Origin of the sequence: Ihuprevotella massiliensis (assembly GCA_900095835.1) — a bacterium.
In the GTDB taxonomy this organism is placed as follows: Bacteria; Bacteroidota; Bacteroidia; order Bacteroidales; family Bacteroidaceae; genus Alloprevotella; species Alloprevotella massiliensis.
This window is the reverse complement of record LT608321.1, coordinates 2052258-2071961: the sequence shown is the minus strand read 5'-3', so window position 1 is coordinate 2071961 and position 19704 is coordinate 2052258. Positions and strand designations below refer to the sequence as shown.

13 protein-coding genes and 3 tRNA genes are annotated in these 19704 nt (G+C 47.8%); 2 read left to right on the top strand and 14 right to left on the bottom strand.

Annotated features, from left to right (window positions below):
* Positions 1-59: 59 nt before the first annotated feature.
* The 9 genes from BQ2633_RS08355 to pyk all read right to left on the bottom strand — a co-directional run bounded on the left by BQ2633_RS08355 (position 60) and on the right by pyk (position 12917).
* Complete coding sequence (locus BQ2633_RS08355) at positions 60-2306, bottom strand: RelA/SpoT family protein (protein ID WP_075566422.1); 2247 nt, start codon at positions 2304-2306, stop codon at positions 60-62.
* 221 nt (positions 2307-2527) lie between these two features.
* Entirely contained in the window at positions 2528-3979 is a 1452-nt protein-coding gene (locus BQ2633_RS08350) for a lytic transglycosylase domain-containing protein (protein WP_075566420.1), read from the bottom strand.
* 117 nt (positions 3980-4096) lie between these two features.
* On the bottom strand, positions 4097-4906 hold the full coding sequence (locus tag BQ2633_RS11605; RefSeq protein WP_346048452.1) for a DUF5683 domain-containing protein: 810 nt from the start codon (positions 4904-4906) through the stop codon (positions 4097-4099).
* A gap of 106 nt (positions 4907-5012) precedes the next feature.
* Positions 5013-5897 carry a ParB/RepB/Spo0J family partition protein gene (locus BQ2633_RS08340; protein ID WP_075566418.1) on the bottom strand — a complete coding sequence of 295 codons (885 nt, stop codon included), beginning with the start codon at positions 5895-5897 and terminating at the stop codon, positions 5013-5015.
* Positions 5898-5964: 67 nt separating this feature from the next.
* Entirely contained in the window at positions 5965-6732 is a 768-nt protein-coding gene (locus BQ2633_RS08335; RefSeq protein ID WP_075566417.1) for a ParA family protein, read from the bottom strand.
* A gap of 241 nt (positions 6733-6973) precedes the next feature.
* Complete coding sequence (locus BQ2633_RS08330; protein ID WP_075566415.1) at positions 6974-8008, bottom strand: hypothetical protein; 1035 nt, start codon at positions 8006-8008, stop codon at positions 6974-6976.
* 106 nt (positions 8009-8114) lie between these two features.
* Entirely contained in the window at positions 8115-9209 is a 1095-nt protein-coding gene (locus BQ2633_RS08325) for a hypothetical protein (protein ID WP_075566414.1), read from the bottom strand.
* Positions 9206-10792 (bottom strand): hypothetical protein, encoded by a 1587-nt coding sequence (locus BQ2633_RS08320; RefSeq protein WP_176720108.1) that lies wholly within the window; start codon positions 10790-10792, stop codon positions 9206-9208. Before BQ2633_RS08320 ends, BQ2633_RS08325 begins: the two co-directional genes overlap by 4 nt.
* A gap of 664 nt (positions 10793-11456) precedes the next feature.
* The gene (gene pyk, locus BQ2633_RS08315; RefSeq protein ID WP_075566410.1) at positions 11457-12917 is read right to left on the bottom strand and encodes a pyruvate kinase; all 1461 of its coding nucleotides are present in this window, start codon (positions 12915-12917) and stop codon (positions 11457-11459) included.
* Between the two features lie 224 nt (positions 12918-13141).
* Here pyk and feoB point away from each other — a divergent pair, with 224 nt between their 5' ends.
* Entirely contained in the window at positions 13142-15379 is a 2238-nt protein-coding gene (gene feoB, locus BQ2633_RS08310; RefSeq protein ID WP_075566408.1) for a ferrous iron transport protein B, read from the top strand.
* Between the two features lie 140 nt (positions 15380-15519).
* Here the strand turns inward: feoB and BQ2633_RS08305 are convergent, their stop codons facing one another.
* The 4 genes from BQ2633_RS08305 to BQ2633_RS08285 all read right to left on the bottom strand — a co-directional run bounded on the left by BQ2633_RS08305 (position 15520) and on the right by BQ2633_RS08285 (position 16600).
* Complete coding sequence (locus BQ2633_RS08305) at positions 15520-15726, bottom strand: type II toxin-antitoxin system YoeB family toxin (protein ID WP_428829843.1); 207 nt, start codon at positions 15724-15726, stop codon at positions 15520-15522.
* A 472-nt stretch (positions 15727-16198) separates the two neighbouring features.
* Positions 16199-16271, bottom strand: a tRNA-Phe gene (locus tag BQ2633_RS08295).
* A gap of 33 nt (positions 16272-16304) precedes the next feature.
* A tRNA-Phe gene (locus BQ2633_RS08290) sits at positions 16305-16377 on the bottom strand.
* 149 nt (positions 16378-16526) lie between these two features.
* A tRNA-Arg gene (locus BQ2633_RS08285) sits at positions 16527-16600 on the bottom strand.
* Positions 16601-17520: 920 nt separating this feature from the next.
* Between BQ2633_RS08285 and BQ2633_RS08275 the strand changes: the two genes are divergently transcribed.
* Positions 17521-18273, top strand: coding sequence for a hypothetical protein (locus BQ2633_RS08275; RefSeq protein ID WP_075566402.1), 753 nt, complete (start codon positions 17521-17523; stop codon positions 18271-18273).
* 621 nt (positions 18274-18894) lie between these two features.
* On the opposite strand, the gene cmk is transcribed toward BQ2633_RS08275, so the two are convergent.
* Positions 18895-19593 (bottom strand): (d)CMP kinase, encoded by a 699-nt coding sequence (cmk, locus tag BQ2633_RS08265; protein WP_075566400.1) that lies wholly within the window; start codon positions 19591-19593, stop codon positions 18895-18897.
* Positions 19594-19704 lie beyond the last annotated feature (111 nt).

Here is a 19704-nt window from a genome sequence, read left to right as displayed (position 1 = left end):
AGAACAAAGAGGTTAAGAATATATCAAATAATGAGTCAGGACGTAAGACGTGCCAAAGGTTAGTTGCCACGATTAGCTTTGGTGATTTGCCCAGCACTGAGGAGGAGAGAACAGAGCTTCTGCACCTCAGCGGTGGAGGCTATGCGTACGCCAAGCGTGCCGTGGAAAATGCCATCATGCGCTTTGAGCTGGATGCTATGGAGCTGATATTGCGGATGCTGAGAGAAGACCAAAGCGATTTCTTGCAAGACACTCGGACTATCGATACCCTCCACGTGAATCGTTGCATCGTAGAGATGCACAGAGGGGCGGGAGTTGTCCCACACGGTGGCAATGATGTTGTTGCCAAAGCTCGTTTTGTGCTTGAGGGCAACACTACAATCTCGGCGATGAAGTTCGAGATGATGATTGTTGATGTAGCCCATCACTTCATCCCCCTTGATTGGGCGACAATGCGAACAGATTTCGCAGTGATTGATCACCTCATCAGAGAGCGTAAGGATGGCCTTACGATCCAGTTGTTCGACGAAATTCGCATCCAAAGCATCTTGTGACTCCAAGTTTTCGGGCAGCGATTTATCTTTAAGGAAGGGCACAAAACGGCGCCATCCCCATCTGCGTGAGGTTTTCTTGCCCAAGAGATGCTGCACATCGGCATCGGAGAGGACAAGACGTCCTTCTCCCAAAGCCTGATAAAGGGCAGAAGGAGTGTCGAAACGATGGAAAGACCTTATCTTATGGAGGTTGGAATCATTGTCCTCCACCTCGTGCATTTTGAGAAACTCGCGTAAAATGTTCTCGCCCTTTCGCTGACACTCACGGGCTGCACGTCGTAGCGCAGCAGCAATGCGACCGCGCGCCTTCCCCGTGGTGACAAAGTTCATCCAATCGGGTTGAATGGTCTGCGACTGCGAGGTGAGAATCTCGATTTGGTCACCATTTGCCAAGCGATGACTCATGGGCACAAGTCGGTGATTGACTTTACCACCAATGCAATGGCTGCCCACCATGGAGTGGATGGCAAAGGCAAAATCGAGGACCGTGGCACCTTGTGGCAAAGTCAGGATATCTCCTTTTGGGGTGAAGACATTGAGTTCTGACGCAAAGAGGTTAAGTTTGATGGTATCGAGAAGGTCGAGCGTGTCGGGCTGGGGATCATCGAGGATTTCCTTGATAGAATTGACCCAAGTGTCGAGTTCACGCTCTTCCACTTCCGTCTCTGGCGACTTATATTTCCAGTGCGCGGCAAAACCACCTTCAGCAATATCGTCCATGCGGTCAGAACGGATTTGCACTTCAATCCATTTACCTTGATGCGACATGAAAGTATTGTGGAGCGCTTGGTATCCATTAGCCTTTGGTGTCGAAAGCCAGTCGCGGAATCTTGAGGGGTGAGGTTTATAGATTTGCGTGAGTGCCGCATAGATGGCATAGCACTCGGCTATTTCATTGTCGCGCTCTTTGGGATGGAAGATGATGCGAATCGCCAAAATGTCAAACACTTCCTCAAAGGGCACGTGCTTGCGTTGCATCTTTTGCCAGATGCTATAAGGACTCTTGATGCGCGCCTTGAGTTCGTAGTCAATGCCGCGTGCATCGAGAGCCGCGCGGATGGCAGGTGTGAAATCGTTGATGGCATCATCGCGCTCGAGCTGGGAATCCTTCAAATGTTGCATCACGGCATTGTAGTCATCGGGATGCTCATATTTGAAAGAAAGATCTTCGAGTTCTGTTTTGATGCGATTCAACCCCAAACGGTCAGCCAAAGGCGCAAAGATGTAGAGCGTCTCTCCCACAATTTTGTATTGTCGAGAAGGTAACATGGAAGAGAGCGTACGCATATTGTGCAAGCGATCGGCTATTTTGACCAAAATCACACGGATGTCGTCGCTCATGGTGAGCAAGATTTTCTTGAAAGTCTCCGCTTGCATAGAAGCCCGATTGCCTAGCAGCCCCCCACTGACTTTAGTGACTCCTTCAACGATGTTGGCAATTTTTTCCCCGAAGAGGTTGGCAATGTCGTCGCGTGTGTAGTCTGTGTCTTCCACCACGTCATGAAGGAGAGCTGCACAAATGGTAGTAGAGCCCATCCCCATCTCTTCGCAACATATTTGTGCCACTGCGATGGGATGGAGGATGTAGGGTTCTCCACTGCGACGGCGCACTCCTCGGTGTGCCGCCTTAGCAAAATTGAAAGCCTTGGTGATGATTTCGGTCTTCTTGCGGTGGGGTGAGGCAAGATAGGTGTCGAGCAATCGCTGAAAGGCGGACTGTATGAGGGCTTCGTCTTGAATTTCTTGAGACATTAGACGGTAGACATTAGAGATTGGACGTTAGAGTGTAGACGTTTGACGTTAGATGCTAGAGAGTAGACGTTAAACTCTGATGCAAAACAGTCTAAAGTATCTAGCTAAAACGAAACGAATCTAGACTTTAGAGATAAGATGCACACAACATTAGGGGTGAATCGTTTTTCCACGGCTAATGTCTTACGCTTATTCTCTAACGTCTAGACTCGTCAAAGTCATCACTTCACACGGATTTTCTTACCCGCGCGGATGTTGTTGCCTTTGATATTATTGATTTTGCGGAGCTTTGCCACAGTGGTGCCATTGCGTTCGGCGATTTCACTCAAAGTGTCGCCTGACTTAATGTTCACCTCTTTCGTGCGCTCCTTCTTATTCTTTTTCTTGCTGGACTTTTCAGACTTCGTTTTTTTGTCTTTCTTGCCCTTCTTAGACGATGCTCGTTGCTCAGCCTCTTGTGCTTTTCGCTCGGCAGCTTCTTGACGCAAACGGGCACGACGCTCCGCACGAGTTTCGCCCACGACATTGTCGCTGGAGGCAGTAGCACTAGCTGTGGTAGCAGGTGTCACCTCTTCGCGGCGCTGAGGTTGGTCGGGAGCGGCATAGTTATAGACCGAATCACCCAATTGCAAGAAGAGGTCGATGGTGGGGAGTGGCATACGAATGGCATAAGGCGCGGTGTAGCCAGGCACGACTCCAGTGCGATATTGAGGGTTCATCGCTGTCAAGGCTTCCAAATCCAAACCGCAGGCTCCTGCAATTTGTGCCAAACTGATGTTGCGCGTCACCACCACGGTGTCCGTTTCGATGGGTACTCGCGTCTTCATCGCAGGGATGTTGTGATCACAATAATAGTTCATCACGTAGTTGGCTGCGATGAAAGCAGGCACATATCCACGAGTTTCGCGAGGGAGATAGGGATAAATCGCCCAATAGTCTTTGACACCACCAGCGCGCTTGATGGCTTTGGCGATATTGTTGGGTCCACAATTATAAGCAGCGATGGCGAGTGTCCAGTCGTTGTATTTATTGTAGAGTTCTTTGAGATAGCGTGCAGCCGCCCAACTAGACTTGATGGGGTCGCGGCGCTCATCGACCAAACTATTGATGGTGAGATCGAACTTTCGTGCCGTGGGAATCATGAACTGCCACAAACCGGCAGCACCAACACGGCTCGTTGCTGTGGGTTCGAGTGCACTCTCAATGACGGGGAGATATTTCAACTCCAAAGGAAGTCCTTCCGCTTCAAGCGCTTCTTCAAAGAGAGGGATGTAGAAGTTTTGTGCGCCCAACATGAAGCTCACCGAACGACGCAGGCGTCCCGTGTAGGCATCGATATATTCTTGCACCACATCATTGTAGGGCATCTCGATGGTGGTGGGAAGACGACGCAGACGGTCTTTGTACACTTCGGGAGTGACATTGACATCTGCCACGTGGGTGAGACAAGTGGAGTCTACCACCATATATTTCTTGACGTACCACGTGTTGAGTTGTGCATCGACATTCTGAAGCATACCCTCTGTAGGATTGACCTCAGGGTTGGGCACTTGATCTGGTGCAACGACCGTGGTGGGAGGATTCGTGGAAAAAGTGCGTGCCTGCGCAGGAATTGCCGCTCCCAACAAGGGTACAGCGGCAGCACAAGCTAGAAGATATTTGAATAAAGACATTAGCGTTAAGCTTTATACGTTAGAGGATTGTCGTCCCTTGTCATAAGGGGTTGGATTTCTGTGCGACAAACTTCGTAGATAATACTTGAATCGTTGAAGCCACATCGAGCCGGCTCACTAGAACGTGAGGGTAGCCCCGAAGCCCAGGCTCTGCTGGCGTTGCAGCCCATTAAAGGCGTCGATGGTGGCTGGGGTGACCTGCAAGGAGAGGTCGGGACTGATGTCGAAGACCGACAGTTGTGCATCGACATAAGCATCGACAACGGAGAGAAGATACACCCCGATGAAGGTGAAAGCCGAGAGATCGCGATAACGACGATAGCGGTCTTTGCGATTTTTGAAAACCGTCTTAAACTGCTCCAAACGGCTGTCGATGTCGTAGGTGGGTGGAAAGAGATTGCGGAAACTATTGGTGAGCGGATCATCGTCCATGATGTCGAGATAGGCTTGCGAATAGTCCATATACATCTGCTGATTCCACAAGAAAGCGTAGGTACATCCTAAGAAACCGCCATAGAAAAGGGGAAGTTTCCAGTATTTTCGATTGTAGATTTGTCCAGCTCCAGGCAGCACAAGCGAAAGCCATAGTGCGCGCTGGGGATTGGGGACAAATTGTTTCTTCATTTGTCGCTGCAAATCTTGACTAGCTGCCAAAGGAGCTGCGACCACCTTACGACTTTGCTTCGCCAGTGCCACAGTGTCCACGCGTGGAGAGAGGCTTCGTTCCAAACTGTCGAAACGTGCCTTTGTCACAGCTTCGTCGGTGGTGAGAGTGTCTTTGCGAGAGAGGGTGTCAAACGCTAACTGCTCGTTACGCTCTGCAAGAGGAAGAGCGTCCCAAGTACTTGAGAAGGCGGCACGACAATTAGGCTCTACTACAAAGCAGAGCAACAGCAACAAAAATATGCGAGAAAGGAGGTACTTCATCGCTCAATAGATTGAGAGAAACACTCTTCTTGTAGGAGCATCCTTGCGTCGCCTTTCGCATGACGCCAGACATCATCCCACTCAACATGGTTTCTTCCTGTGATTTTTAGCCCAAACGCTCCATCAAAGCGAGGATGCGTTGGAGTTCTTCTTCATTGGCAAAAGGAATGGTGATATTTCCCTTTCCAGCTCTGCAAGTCATGCCCACTTTCGTTTGGAACATGGTAGCCAAACGATCTCGCACAGGGACATATTGTTCCGCCAGTTGGGAGGAACTTTTGATGGTGCGGCGACCTGAATGCACATCTTCCCCAGCATTGAGGGCTTTCACCATCTCTTCGACTTGTCGCACGGAATAGCCCTTCTCTTGAATGTCTTTGAAGAGCTTCACTTGCAGTGAAGGTTGTTGCAGTCCGAGTAGTGCCCGTGCATGACCTTGGTCGATTTCGCGCTTCTTCAGCGCCATCTGCACCTGAGCAGGGAGCTTGAGCAATCGAAGATAATTGGCGATGGTGGCGCGCTTCTTGCCCACCTTCTCAGAGAGCGCGTCTTGTGTGAGGCTATATTGTTCGATGAGCTTTTGATAGGCAAGGGCAATCTCCACCGCATTGAGGTCTTCACGTTGGATATTCTCCACCAATGCCATTTGCATCATGCCCTCATCGTTGACCGTGCGCACATAGGCAGGGATGGTGTCAAGCCCTGCTCGCTGTGATGCGCGCCAACGACGCTCACCAGCAATGATTTGATAGGAGCCATCCTCCATTTGTCGGAGGGTAATGGGCTGGATGATGCCTATCTGGCGAATGCTCTCTGCCAATTCTTCAAGAGCTTCTTCGTCAAACTCTCTACGAGGCTGGTTGGGGTTAGCTTTGATGCTGTGGATGTCTACCTCGTTAATGCTCGACGAACCGCTAGTGCTCACTTCTCCAGTGGAGATGAGGGCATCGAGTCCGCGCCCCAAATTGGGATATTTCTTCTTTACAGCCATGCTATACGTGGGAGGTTAGGGGTTAAGCTTGACACTTAACATCGTGAAATGCAAAAAAAGTGAGGCACTAAGCTTTTTCTCGATTGATAATTTCGCGAGCAAGCGACAGATAGTTCACCGCTCCGATAGAGTCGATGTCGTAGAGCAGTGCAGGAATGCCGTGCGAGGGTGCTTCAGAGAGTTTCACATTGCGCTGGATTACGGTCTTAAACACCAATTCTTGGAAATGGCGCTTCACTTCATCATAGATTTGGTTGGCAAGACGCAATCGGCGGTCGTACATAGTGAGGAGGAACCCCTCAATCTCTAACTGCGGATTCAGTCGCATCTTAATCATGCGGATGGTGTTGAGCAGTTGCGTGATACCTTCGAGCGCGAAATACTCACACTGCACGGGGATGATGACCGAGTCGGCAGCGGTGAGAGCATTGACCGTGATGAGTCCGAGAGAGGGACTACAGTCGATGAGGATGTAGTCGTAGTCATCTTTGATACAAGCCAGCATCTCTTTGACCACAAATTCGCGACGATCCATCTGCAGCAATTCCACATCAGCCCCAGAGAGGCGCACGTGCGAAGGCACGATGTCAAGTCTTTCGACATCGGTGGTGTAGATGTTCTCGCGGATATCCTGCTGTCCAATCATCGATTCGTAAACAGAGGTTTCGATTTTTCCCACTTCCACTCCCAATCCGCTTGAAGCATTAGCCTGCGGATCACAGTCCACAAGCAGCACTTTCTTGTCGAGCGTGGCAAGCGAGGCGGCAAGGTTCATAGAAGTGGTGGTCTTGCCCACTCCTCCTTTTTGATTGGCTATGGCGATGATTTTTCCCATACGTGTAGTGGATTATCGGTGCAATGTATCAATTACTACCGCAAAGGTAGCAAAAAAATAATTGTTCCACGCTGTTTCACGCTTAAAAAAGTCGATGCTTTCTTTCAAAACATCGCCGTCTAAAAGACTTTTCTCCACAAGAGTTGATAGAAAACACTTTCCCCACCCCTCGATCTAGTCATCGGTGGGTGGGGAAATATGTGGATTTTGCCTTCTCAAAAAGCCGAAACGATGCTTAGCGCTAGAAGGGGGCGCCATCTAGGCCTTTAGGGTCGGAGAGACTAATGTGTCGATCGTATACAAAGTTGCGAACAATTTTACCTTCTTTTCCTATCGCCACATCTCCGTCTCGATTTTTTTCAAATCCGAGGCGAGCTTTTTTCGTGTGCTCTTTACCTTCACTATCGACAAAATCAACCAAAATGTACATCATGCTATGGTCGTCTGGATCATTAAACACAGGGTCAGCCACAGCATACTCAGGTAAATAGCAACTCGTTCGAACAAAGGTAAATTCATCTGGCTCAGAGAGTTCTAGCTCAAAATCAGAAATCCCCACTTGAGACCTATAATCGTAATCACCGAATACACCACCTAAGGAAAAGACTGTTGGCACATTCTCTACGGTAACCTTCTTAATCGTATTATCACCTTTGTAAATACTTAGATTTAGTTGGGCAAAAAGGCGGGTCAACACGATGGTCTTATTACAGACAGACACACCATCTACATCATGAAAACCTAAATCACCCACCTTGTCAACTACAGCCACCATTGGGATATAGCGATCATCCTTTAAGTGACCATTGGGATCAAGATAATCCATTGTCGTCAATGCCAGCATGTCAGGACCTGTGAGGAGAGTGTAGCCATTAGGACTATATACTTCATCTCCATTAGCGTCTACAATGTTTGCACCTTCAGGAGTTATGAAAGCATCATTTTCCAATGTCCTCACTTTAGTCTGATGCTCTGGAGTCAGATTAGCGATAAAAAAGAACGTACGATTGAGGTTAGTAGCTGGCACATCCAAATACATTCCTGTTTTATCGAAATTACTCACAGGTACTCCTGCTACCATGACATGGTCTATCACATCATCCGCTATACCCATTTGTCGAGAGCGTGTGCTTGGCTGAAGCATCTGTCCTATGGGAAATCGCAAGACATTTTCCGACTTTTCCGCAGGAGTCACCTCTAGCTCTTCTTCGAAGGATTTACATCCTACTGCAAAGAGAGGCAATAAGCCCAAAACTAAGAGTTGAATATATTTCATCGTTAATGATTTTGAAGTAAAAAAATGGACTCATCAACTTCTTCACGGATCTATTTCAGAAGAAGAACACCGAGCCCCACATTCGAAGGTAATGGAATAGCAACAATTAATTGCGTTGATCACGATCCCAAGGCTTCACCGAGAATTGGAATCTCACCGGTGTAGCCCCTTCAGGCTTATTTGATCCAGCCTCATTGATATACACATGCATCGTGTAGTGGTAGTTGCGTTGAATTGTGGGGGGCATGACAATGCGATAGTATGTTTCTTCCGCATCTTGAGCCAACCCTTCACCTATAGGAGGGGGGAGCAAGCCGCCAGGAAGTTCCTTCGCGCCATCCACCTTCGGCAAAGCAAGTAAGATATAGGGAGGAAAACCTGTCACACCAGTTTTGGTGAAGTCATACTCATTGAGGTAGAATGAGATGGTAGAGGTGGGATTAGCAGGCGTGGTTTTAGCCAGCTTGCGTGGATCAGAGTCCACGAGGTCATCCACCTTGTAATGCTCACCTACGAAAGTCTTGCTATCAAACTCTTTGAGTTTATAGCCACCTTCATAATGCTCGGGGTCGAGTTTTTCCCATTGATAATGGATGATGATATCCACTGCAGCCACAGCACGCTTCAAATCTACAGGCACTTCTTTGTCCACATCGCCATCCCAACTAAAGGTTGCCGTCTCGCCAGTGAGCAAGAAAGGTTCCTCTAGATCATGCGCTTTATTAGCAGGCAAAGTCACAGACACCTGTTCTTTGATTTTGTCTTGCGTGTCCAGCGTACCATTGGCGATGCCATCATGTACAGTTTGGGATAGGTTTGCCAAGACAAACATCTTGACATCCTTAAACACGTGATACTGCACTTCGGTGAGCACCAAAGTGTTGGTGGTTCTATCGTTATTCTTCCACTTCACATTGGTAGTGACAGGATCGAGTCCATAACGAAAGATACGCTTATTAGTAGCCCCATTAGCATCGAGGACAACATTCACCACCTTACCAGTATTGTCAATAAAGACAACATCGAGGGTTTTAATAACAGAATTATCTGAAGGCGCACGAACCACACGTTTTGTAAAGAGTTCTTGCGACAAATGAATGGTAAGGCCTTGAGGCGCCTCATCGTGCATGCGTTGACACGACACGAAAGAGGTGATACCGAGCAAACAAGCTAAGAGGAGGTAGAGGATACGATATTTCATTGCGCAAAGGCATTTACAGTGTAAAGAAGTTGACCATTAGAGTATACGCCAAAGATGGTGGTACCATCAGCCACAGGATAAGTGTTCGCTTTGATTTTTACAGTGCGGTAGCTTCTGAACACGCGTTCAGCCGCAGTGGTGCCATAGGTCACAGAGGAAGTTTCCACACCATTATCGACGAAGGTAAAGTCTTCTTCAGCTCTCAATTCGATAGATTCACCTGTAGCGAGGGTCTGCGACGTGGTGCTCATGATGATATCGGTGTACTCATTCTTGAAGGAAGGATCAGACGAGGAGACATTGAAAGCATCCATCACATAGACCCCAGAATGTCCGCCATTTTGCCAAGGCAACACCTTGTAATGGAGCATGAGTTGTGCACCAGCATAGCGCAGCTTGATGTCGTAGACGTGATTGCGCACTACAGAGTATTTAGAATAAGCCGCTACATTAGGCAACACATAATACAAGGAAGAGGCTCCATTGTCATACACCATTTGCTTGCCTTCTGTCAGGTCTTGTTGCCAGATGCCGAAAGAACTTTCTCCACTCACACCGATTTTCTCAAACACAAGTCCACTTGCACCATCCACCATACCTGGAGTTGCAGGATCAGTGCTCAACGCTTGACGAAGATGTTCGGGAACATAGAACCAAATTGTACAGTCGTAACGACGATTGGCATCAAAGGGAGTGCCAGCCGGCACAGTCACCTCTGCACCAACTCCAACAGAAAGTCCCGTTTCATTGGCATTGGTGGTGAGACTACGATCATAGAGCACATAGTCTTTTGCAGCATCGGTAGGCTTCGTGTACCAATCGTCAGCATATTTCTTACCAGGGGTAAAGGTATTACTCTCCAAGAAAGGATTCAAGAAGAGAGATTGATGAGGACGCTCATTCTTCAGGAGAATGCGCTGGATGCGCGAAGGCAAGAATTGCTTGATACGATATCCACCGGCACCGTCTGATTCAGCCGTTGCAGAATTGGGAATCGTCAATTTCACCTTAGAGAGTGTGCGAATAAGTTCCACTTTTTCGTCACCTTCTGCCAAAAAGTGCTGAGGATCTGCAGGAGATGTTCCCTTACCATTGCGAGTAGCTTGCACATCCACATTTTTATACACACGTGTAGCCAAGAACAAGTGGCCATTGGTTGTGGTACCACCTGAAGTGACAGAAGGATAGAAAGTGCGGTTCGTCTTATTTTGCGCTGTAGTGCTTCCAGCATAAGGGATGCGCATCGCAAAATCCTTGCTATAGAGATCCGAAACATGAGCCACACCCACGGTCAATGCCTCAAGTGCAGTTTTCGTTTCGGGCCAAGAATCTTCGTTGGCAATAAAGAAGAAGTCGTATTTATCAGGCACAATCTGGAATGCGCCACGCCAAGCAGCCGCTACATTAGCGGGCTGATTCATGAAAGACGCACGTTCGGAGCTACCATAAAACTTATTGATAGCCAATTTCCCCGTAGCACTGTTGAAAACAAGGATACGAAGTTGAGCAATTTCATCTTCCGCCTCCAAAGAACCAGAAGCGAGTTCAGAGCGCAGCGCACGAACGGCGATTGAAGACGCCATATAGACAGGGGTTTTCAAAGCAGGTTCAGAGGGATCTGTATGATCCTCTTCCACGTATGCGCGATTACACCCTACAACAGCAAAAAGCATTGCTGAACAGAGCATAATGAGTCCACAACGCAATCGGCTAAAGTTTTCCAATCTAATCATATTATATATTGCGGGAGATAGTTTTTTGTTCCGCTTTATGTTATATTTTTCACCGAAGAGGCAAGCACCCTTGCAAAAATATCGGGGCACCATGATAAAGCACCATGAGGAAATGTGCCAGATATCACACCATCCGCCATGCTGATACGATAAAAACCACGCGCAAAAAGTAGTCATGCGACATTTTTTTCATCGAGAATCTCACAGTTTCGTCTTCGGATTGCTAGTTTATTCGCCGCAAAGGTACAAATTTCCACCGAATATCAGTTAATATTTAACCGAAAAATGAAATAAGGAAGCACAAAACTAAGAAAATAATCAGTTTCCTAGCGCAAATCACTCTCCATTTGCTACTTACATAAACTAATACTATGAATAATTCCACTTCAAAGTTTCGCTAAAACAACCCCCAAAACAAACCCTCCACTTGTAAACTTTACAAGCGGAGGGAGTTTTATATCAAAACCAACGTCACATCAGACGCGGGCTACTTATGAGCGCACGAAGCGTTTCACTAGTCTTTCACCACGTTTTCAGAATTACCCGTGGGGAGGTGGAAGCGGAAGTATTCATCATACACAGAGCGCACCTTGTTGATTTCCAAGAATGACGTACCGCCACCCTTGCCCAAGACACCACTCAAGTAGGCTATCTTATCGTCGAGATCGACAAAGCCCTTCTGACGAAGCATGCGCACGGCAGCCGTGAACATATATTGCGCGCTCTCGGGTTTCTTTTGGAAGATGGGGATTATACCGTAGCTCAAGTTGAGCAAACGCTGGGTCTTCTCTTTGTAACAAATGGCGATAATAGGCGTAGTGCCGCGGAAAGAAGCCAACATACGAGCAGTAGCACCCGACTCACTATCGGTGAGGATACCCTTAACGCCTAACTTATAAGTAGCTTCTACAGCAGCGTGTGCCAAGAATTCGCGTTGGTTAGTACTGTCGGGACTTGGGTCGATATCGTTTTCGCGGAGCTTATCCTTCTCAGCTTGCTCAGCGATGGCAGCCATCGTCTTCACCGCCTCGAGAGGATACTTACCCGAAGCCGTTTCACCACTGAGCATCAAAGCATCGGTGCGATAGTAAATAGCATTGGCGATGTCGGTCACTTCCGCACGCGTAGGACGTGGGTTGTTGATCATCGTGTGCAACATCTGAGTCGCCACAATCACGGGCTTCTTCGCTTGGATACACTTCTTAATGATTTGACGTTGGATGCCAGGGATACACTCAATGGGTACTTCGATACCGAGGTCACCACGAGCAATCATGATACCATAAGAAGCCGCAATAATTTCGTCGATATTGTCTACACCCTCTTGGTTTTCAATCTTAGAAATAATCTTGATATCGCTATTGTGCGCATCGAGGATATCTTGCACTACCTTCACATCAGCAGCAGAGCGCACGAAAGAGTGAGCAATGAAATCGATGTCTTGTTCGATGGCAAGGAGGATATTTTCGTGGTCACGCTGAGTGAGGGCAGGAAGGTCGATGTGCTCCCCAGGCACATTCACACTCTTGTGCGAACCGAGCACGCCGTCGTTTTCCACTTCCACGCGCACAGTTTCACCTTCAATGGTGTTCACCTTCATCGCGATAGCACCATCATCAAAGAGCAAGCGGTCGCCCACCTTCAAATCCTTGGCAATATCTGCGTAAGAGAGGTTCACTTCATCGTGTGTTGTGTCCACCCCAGGGCGACCAAACACAGTCACTTGTTCACCAGCCTTATAAGTGATGGGAGCTGATGCACCAGTGGTGCGCACTTCAGGCCCCTTTGTATCAATCAAAATACCTATATGTGGTGATACAGCGCGAACGTTGCGGATGATTTTCTTGATACCTTCGGCATCAGCGTGCGCAGTGTTCATACGCACCACATTCATCCCTGCAAAGAAAAGTTCACGGAGAAACTTCTCATCGCAGCGCAAGTCGCTGATTGAGCAAACAATCTTAGTTTTTTTCATGTTGGGGAGGAGCTTTATATTCTGTTCTACAATTATTTGGTGCAAATTTACGAAGAAAATACGGAGTATCGCCTATCTTTCCTCCGATTTTTTCTCGCACGCGTCATTTCCCCATCAGCCTCGAGAGAGTCGTTCTCGCGCGAATATCACTAGATATAGGTATTCCCCTTCTTACAAAAAAAACGTACCTTTGCAGGTCAATGACATAACTACAAGATTTTCGCATGAATCTTTCAGATTTACATAACGAGCAAACGGCTTTTGTGCTTCGCACCAACGGCAGCCCTTCGTTGCGCTTGCGTCTCGAAGAACTCGGTTTTGTGCCTGGGCAGGAAGTGACGCGAGTTTTCGCCACCCCCATGGGTTCACCCATCGTCTTTGCCATGCTCGGTCAGCGAGTGGCACTGCGCAGCAGTGAGGCCGCTCTGATTGAAGTGTCGCTCGAACATCCCGACATCGACTATGCCTCTGAAGAAACGCTCTCCAAACGTTTCTTCAGTGCTGCCACTGCCGACACTTACCTCTCGCAAACTCCCTCCGACCACCCCGCCTCCTGCGGTCCCACAGCCTGCGGAGGATGTGCCGCCTGCGGCACTTCCCACATTTCTACCCCCAAATTGGAAGGCACCATCACGGTGGCTTTGATTGGTAATCCCAACTGCGGAAAAACCACCGTGTTTAACGCGGTCTCCGGTGGACACGAGCGCACAGGCAACTATGCCGGTGTCACCGTTTCGAGCGTAGTGGGCGAAACCATCTACAAGGGACGCACCCTGCGCTTTGTCGACCTCCCCGGCACTTACTCTCTCCGTGCCTATTCGCCCGAAGAGGCGTATGTGATGAGTGAGCTACGCAAAGGCGACATCGACGTGGTGATCAATGTGCTCGATGTGAACAACCTGGAGCGCAATCTCCTACTCACCCTACAAGTGCGCCGCATGGGACTCCCCATGGTGGGAGCCCTAAATCTCTACGACGAATTCACCGAAAGCGGTTCTACCCTCGACATTGAGCGCCTTTCCCAGCACATGCAACTCCCCTTCGTGCCTTGCGTGGCAAGTCAGGGCATCGGCATGGAACAACTCGTAGAAGAGGTGATTGCTGCCTACGACCGCCAAGACAGCTTTGTGCAATCGCTTGCCGACGATCCTCATGCTCAGAGCGACCCTCACGCCTTAGTGCACCACTACCTCTCCGATTGCTACCACTTGCAAGAAGGAAAAGCCGTGCGCCTCACTCAGCGTGTCGACCAATGGCTCGTGCGCCACGCTCTTTCCTATGTGGCGTTCTTTGTCGTGATGTGGCTCGTGTTCTGGGCCACCTTCACCATCGGACAATATCCCATGGACTGGATGGACGCTGGAGTGAAATGGCTCACCGACTGGACCACCACCCAAATGCCACAAGGTTGGTGGCTTTCGGAACTCCTCTCGCAAGGCATCATCGGTGGTGTGGGTGCGGTGATCGTCTTCCTACCACAAATCCTCATCCTCTATTTCTTCATCTCCATTTTAGAAGACTCGGGCTATCTGGCTCGCGCTGCCCTACTCTTCGACCCCATCTTACGACGCGTCGGACTACACGGCAAGTCTTTCTTCCCCATGCTCACTGGCTTTGGATGCAACGTCCCTGCCGTGATGGCAACACGCACCATTGAGAATCGCAAGAGCCGCCTGCTCACCATGATCACCCTGCCCTTCATGTCGTGCTCTGCGCGCCTCACGGTCTACACGGTGTTCACCTTGGCTTTCTTCCCCCGCTATGCCACATGGATCATGTTTGGTCTCTACACCTTTGGCATCCTTGCTGCCTTCGGTTCGGCATGGTTGATGAGCCATTTCATCCGCCGCAATGTCGAAACCCACTTCGTCATGGAGATTCCTCCCTATCGTCGCCCCGTGGCGAGCAGCGTCTTTCGCCACACTTGGGAAAAGGGGCGTCAATATCTCCGCAAGATGGGAGGTCTCATCCTCGTTGCCTCAGTCATCACTTGGGTTTTGGGCTATTTCCCTCGCGGTGGTGCGGATCTCACACCCTACGAACAACAAGAACAGTCTTATCTCGGTCAAGCAGCGCATGCCATTCAACCCATCATTGCTCCTCTCGGCTTCGACTGGCGCATGGGGGTAGGCCTCATCACGGGTTCGGCAGCCAAAGAACTCATGGTTTCGACCCTTGGAGTACTCTACCAACTCGATGAAGACACCGCCGCTGCAGCAGGTACTGGCAAAGATGATGCTGCCGACAGCGCCATCTCTCAAGCGCTTCAACAATCGTCGTCACCGGCCTCCGCTTTGAGCTACATGGTCTTTGCCCTACTCTACTTCCCTTGCATCGCCACGATTGTTGCCATCAAGGGCGAAAGCGGACAATGGCGCTATGCCGTCTTCTCCATGCTCTACAGCACGGGCTTTGCCTACGTCATGGCTTTCATTGCCTATCGCATCGCCCTGTTGTGGTGAAGTCCTCGCCACTACTTTATTCTTATCTATACACAACAATGCCCACTAGTTTGCGCTAGTGGGCATTGTTTTTTTTCCTATGCAGTAGTCCTTGCCAAGAAAAAGAACCGCAGCAGAGCACGCGCCCTATTGCGGTTGTTTTATTTGTCATTATAGTGCCCCTCCACAGAGATTACCATCACTACAATTTTGTCATCGTAGATGTCATAGACCATTCTATCTTTTGCGGAAATGTGCCTAGAATAGGTGATTCCTTTCGCTCCTTTCAGCGGTTCGGGATGTCCAGTTCCCTCACGAGGATGCTCAGCAAGTTCATGATAAATCTGCTGAAACTTCTTTAGAAGAATTGGATTCGATTTTTTTCATTTCTTGAGCACTTTTTTCGCTTCGTCAGACGTAACGACAAGATATTTCATAGACTTGCAAAGAATTCGTCTATTTCGTCATGACTTCGATGTATAGTGCACTTCCCTTCTCTAACTTCTGCTCGAACTCGGTCAAGTTTCGCTGCCAAACGAGGAGTCAAAGAAAAACCCTCATCATGGGTGGGAACGAGCGCAAAGGACTGGTTGTTGCCCCTGCAAATGGTTATTCGCTCCGTATAAGCCAAATCAAAATACTTGCGTTGACTGGCTCTAAATTCATTAGATTTAATTTCCATCATAGCCGTAGAGCTTAATAACCCCCAAAGGTCATTAGACCATAATAGCGGTACAATATTGATATATAATGCAAAGATAGCAAATACATTTCACTTGCACAACAAATGAGTGTAAAATAGAAAAAAAGACAACTACCGAAGTAGTCGTCTAATTCTTGTGGTGCCACCAGGAATCGAACCGGGGACACAAGGATTTTCAGTCCTTTGCTCTACCAACTGAGCTATGGCACCAAGCCTGCAAAGTAAGACTTGCGTTGAAAAGAGTGGTGCCACCAGGAATCGAACCGGGGACACAAGGATTTTCAGTCCTTTGCTCTACCAACTGAGCTATGGCACCTCATGGAGCGCACGTCTCATTTGCGATTGCAAAAGTAGGAAGTTTTTCTGAAACAACCAAATTTTTGCCTTCTTTTCTCTAGGATATTGCACATTTCTGTGATTTCCACCCTCTTTTTGAGAGAAAATCGCAGAATCTGCACGAAGAAGTGACCCCGATGGGATTCAAACCCATGACCTTCAGAACCGGAATCTGACGCTCTATTCAGCTAAGCTACGGAGCCTTATTCCCTGCAAAAATACGGCTTTCCTTCGACGTGACCAAACTTTCCATCATTTCATCCCTTGACCACGCATAGGCTTTAATACCTTTTTCCCAACCGTCTGACACGCTTTTCTATCATCTTGCTTTTTGTCCCCGGACTTCCCGAAAAAAACTCCAACGTTTTTCAGAAAATCTCCAACGTTTTCCGGAAAATCTCCAATGTTTTTTGCCAAACGTCGGAGATAAATTTGAGATCAACGAACCTCTCTTTCCCCACACTCCATGCAAGTGTGACAACAACCGCCAACTTATGCCAATAGAGGTCTGTAAACAAATCTAAAAACGTGCTTCTCGCGCGCACGCATACGCGTACATACAGCGATTTTCGACTTTTTGCTTTCACAACCTTCACAGATTTCGTTACAACTCCCTCACCCCCAACGAGAAACGCACTTCTTTCGGACATTTTTTAACACTCTAAACTATTTTCCGCCTCAAGATGGGGAAAACAGCCCGAAAAATGCTCTAAGGAAAGCGCGCATTGAACACTGAAAAAAACGTAGCATAAGAAAACTCAACAAGCTGTAGTGTCTTCTGGCGTGAAGGTTGTGAAAGCAAAAAGTGCAAGTTTGCAGGGAATGCGCGCGCGTGACACGCGCGTGCGAGAAACTTGCCTCCTGTACCCCACCCCTTCTGAGCAAACCTCCTCACCATCCACGCATTTTGCAAACTAGGACTATCATTATCGTATCACCTCAAAGAATTTTTGTCACTTTTCCTCGATTTTTTCTCTATTTGGGCTCATATCTTCCCATATACTTATAGAGGGCAAGACATAAAACACAATCTAAACTTTGAAAAATCAAAATATATCGCTACTTTTGACAGTAGTTTCTAGAAAAGCTGCTCTATATCAATTCTTAACCAATTCCATCCATCATGAAACACTTCATTCAACTACTTATTCTTTATCTTTTCTTGTTTATCCCAAACGCTGTTGCCACTGCTCAACAGAAAAACACACAACATTCCACACTCGGCAAGCACATCAAGGAACACAAAATCCCCTCAGGAGAAGAAGAGGAGGAAGAAGACGAAGATCAAGGTGTTTATCGCATAGAGCTCACATTCACGGGCAACTTGGCAGTATTTTCCCCAACTTTGGTCGTTTCAGGCTATATCGACTCTACAGCTTGCCCTAAAGGACTGATAAGCAACCCTCAAAGCATGATATCACAAGAAGAACATGAAAGTCTTTACGACAACATCAGCGAAATCATGTTCAATGAAGTGCCTCCGCTTCACAAATTTCTCATATATGAGAAGCATCCTAAAGCTTTCTCATCTCCTTTAATCTTTACCTCTCTCCCTAAATCACATGGGATTGATGTTTATATGTATTCTACACCGAAAAATACTGCCATCGAAAAAGAGAACTCTAAAATCAAAGTCACTATGAAGGGGTATTTTAGAGACAAACTGATGAAAACTGACACTATTGAAGTTACCTCTATCTACGCAGAAGATGCAGACTATAGTCTACCTAGACAATTCTCATTCTCTGTGCGCGATCTCGATGCTGGAATGAACGCTGTGCTAGACATCCTAGATTATTGCGCCAAAGAATCAGGAGAGGTTGTGACTAAAAGGATGGATGAAACTATCAACCAGAACAAAAAATCACATAAATAAAAGCAGCAAGTACCATTGTACCTGCTGCAATCTAAACGAAAGGATCTAACTATCAAAACAGAGGGAATCTGATGGTTTGATATCCAGAATACTTGAAAAAAATATCACCTAGTATGACTAAAGCCACAAGACCGCCAAAGAAGAGGACGATAGGATTGGATAAAACTTTTTTGTCATTGCTGTCTGATAAGAGATCTTGGAATGGTTTAAGCACTTGGCTCTTTTGTGATAAAAGTTTCATAAGATGTTGGGAGTTAAACCCAAATCTGTCATTAGACCGTTATGGTGCAGAGCCTTATGGAGAAGATAACTTCCTGTCATCTTTCATTTTCTTGTTGGCATCTTGTTTCTCGTTCGTTCTCGACGTAGCCCACTACGCCTTCAAACAAACGAAAAACCATCTGCTCAACAATCAAATAAAATCTGCTCAGGATCTAATGACCGCTTTGGGTTAAAAAATGAATAAAATAGAGTTATTAGGGCGACAAAAGGGAAAGATCCACGGTCGTGCAAGAAGCTGACGACACACGGATGCTTTCCCAGATGTCTGATGATTGCTATTGGATGAATACCGACTAGCACCGCTTGGGCAGGCAAAGAGGATGCTAGATGGCGGACTACCTATTGGGCTTTGTGCACAGCAGCGTCAAATTGCTGCAACAACCACTGATTTTGCTGCTCTCGTGTGAGGTGTGAGTTGTCGAGCACAAGGGCATCTTCGGCTTGGCGCAAAGGACTGACTTCACGATGTGAGTCGATGTAGTCGCGCTCTTGCACGTTTTTCAAAATATCTTCATAGGAAGCAGGCAGCCCCTTGGCTTGGAGTTCATCAAAACGACGTTGTGCGCGCACTTCGGCAGAGGCAGTGACAAAGATTTTGAGTTCTGCGTGGGGGAATACTGCCGTACCGATGTCACGGCCATCCATCACGATGCCTTTTTCCTCACCCATAGCTTGTTGTGCAGCGGTCATGGCTTCGCGCACAAAGGGCAAAGCAGCGATAGGGCTGACGTGCTGACTGACTTCGAGGGTGCGGATTTCATCTTCCACACGCTCTTCGTTGAGGTAAGTCACAGGGAGGTTGGTGGCAGGGTCGAGTTTGAAGTGTACCTTCACCTCCGACATTCGCGACTGGAGATCTTCAGCTTTCACACTGCCATCGGCATTGAAGAGTTGATGGCGAAGGGCGAAGAGGGTGACAGCACGATACATGGCGCCACTGTCTACGTAGATGTAACCGACTTGTTGGGCAAGGGCTTTGGCCATGGTGCTTTTTCCGCACGAACTGTGGCCGTCGATAGCTATGATGATTTTAGACATTTATTAGACGTTAGAGGGTAGACGTTATCAGACGTTAGAGATTAGACGTTAGACGTTAGAGATTAGACGTTAGACGTTAGAGCATCTAGAAAATCTAGAAAGAGCTAGAAG

Coding starts and splice junctions, on each gene's coding strand:
- BQ2633_RS08320 (WP_176720108.1), bottom strand. CDS start 10,792: ATGGCGTCTTCAATCGCCGTTCGTGCGCTGCGCTCTGAACTCGCTTCT.
- BQ2633_RS08275 (WP_075566402.1), top strand. CDS start 17,521: ATGAAACACTTCATTCAACTACTTATTCTTTATCTTTTCTTGTTTATC.
- cmk (WP_075566400.1), bottom strand. CDS start 19,593: ATGTCTAAAATCATCATAGCTATCGACGGCCACAGTTCGTGCGGAAAA.
- BQ2633_RS11605 (WP_346048452.1), bottom strand. CDS start 4,906: ATGAAGTACCTCCTTTCTCGCATATTTTTGTTGCTGTTGCTCTGCTTT.
- BQ2633_RS08355 (WP_075566422.1), bottom strand. CDS start 2,306: ATGTCTCAAGAAATTCAAGACGAAGCCCTCATACAGTCCGCCTTTCAG.
- BQ2633_RS08325 (WP_075566414.1), bottom strand. CDS start 9,209: ATGAAATATCGTATCCTCTACCTCCTCTTAGCTTGTTTGCTCGGTATC.
- BQ2633_RS08335 (WP_075566417.1), bottom strand. CDS start 6,732: ATGGGAAAAATCATCGCCATAGCCAATCAAAAAGGAGGAGTGGGCAAG.
- BQ2633_RS08350 (WP_075566420.1), bottom strand. CDS start 3,979: ATGTCTTTATTCAAATATCTTCTAGCTTGTGCTGCCGCTGTACCCTTG.
- feoB (WP_075566408.1), top strand. CDS start 13,142: ATGAATCTTTCAGATTTACATAACGAGCAAACGGCTTTTGTGCTTCGC.
- pyk (WP_075566410.1), bottom strand. CDS start 12,917: ATGAAAAAAACTAAGATTGTTTGCTCAATCAGCGACTTGCGCTGCGAT.
- BQ2633_RS08330 (WP_075566415.1), bottom strand. CDS start 8,008: ATGAAATATATTCAACTCTTAGTTTTGGGCTTATTGCCTCTCTTTGCA.
- BQ2633_RS08340 (WP_075566418.1), bottom strand. CDS start 5,897: ATGGCTGTAAAGAAGAAATATCCCAATTTGGGGCGCGGACTCGATGCC.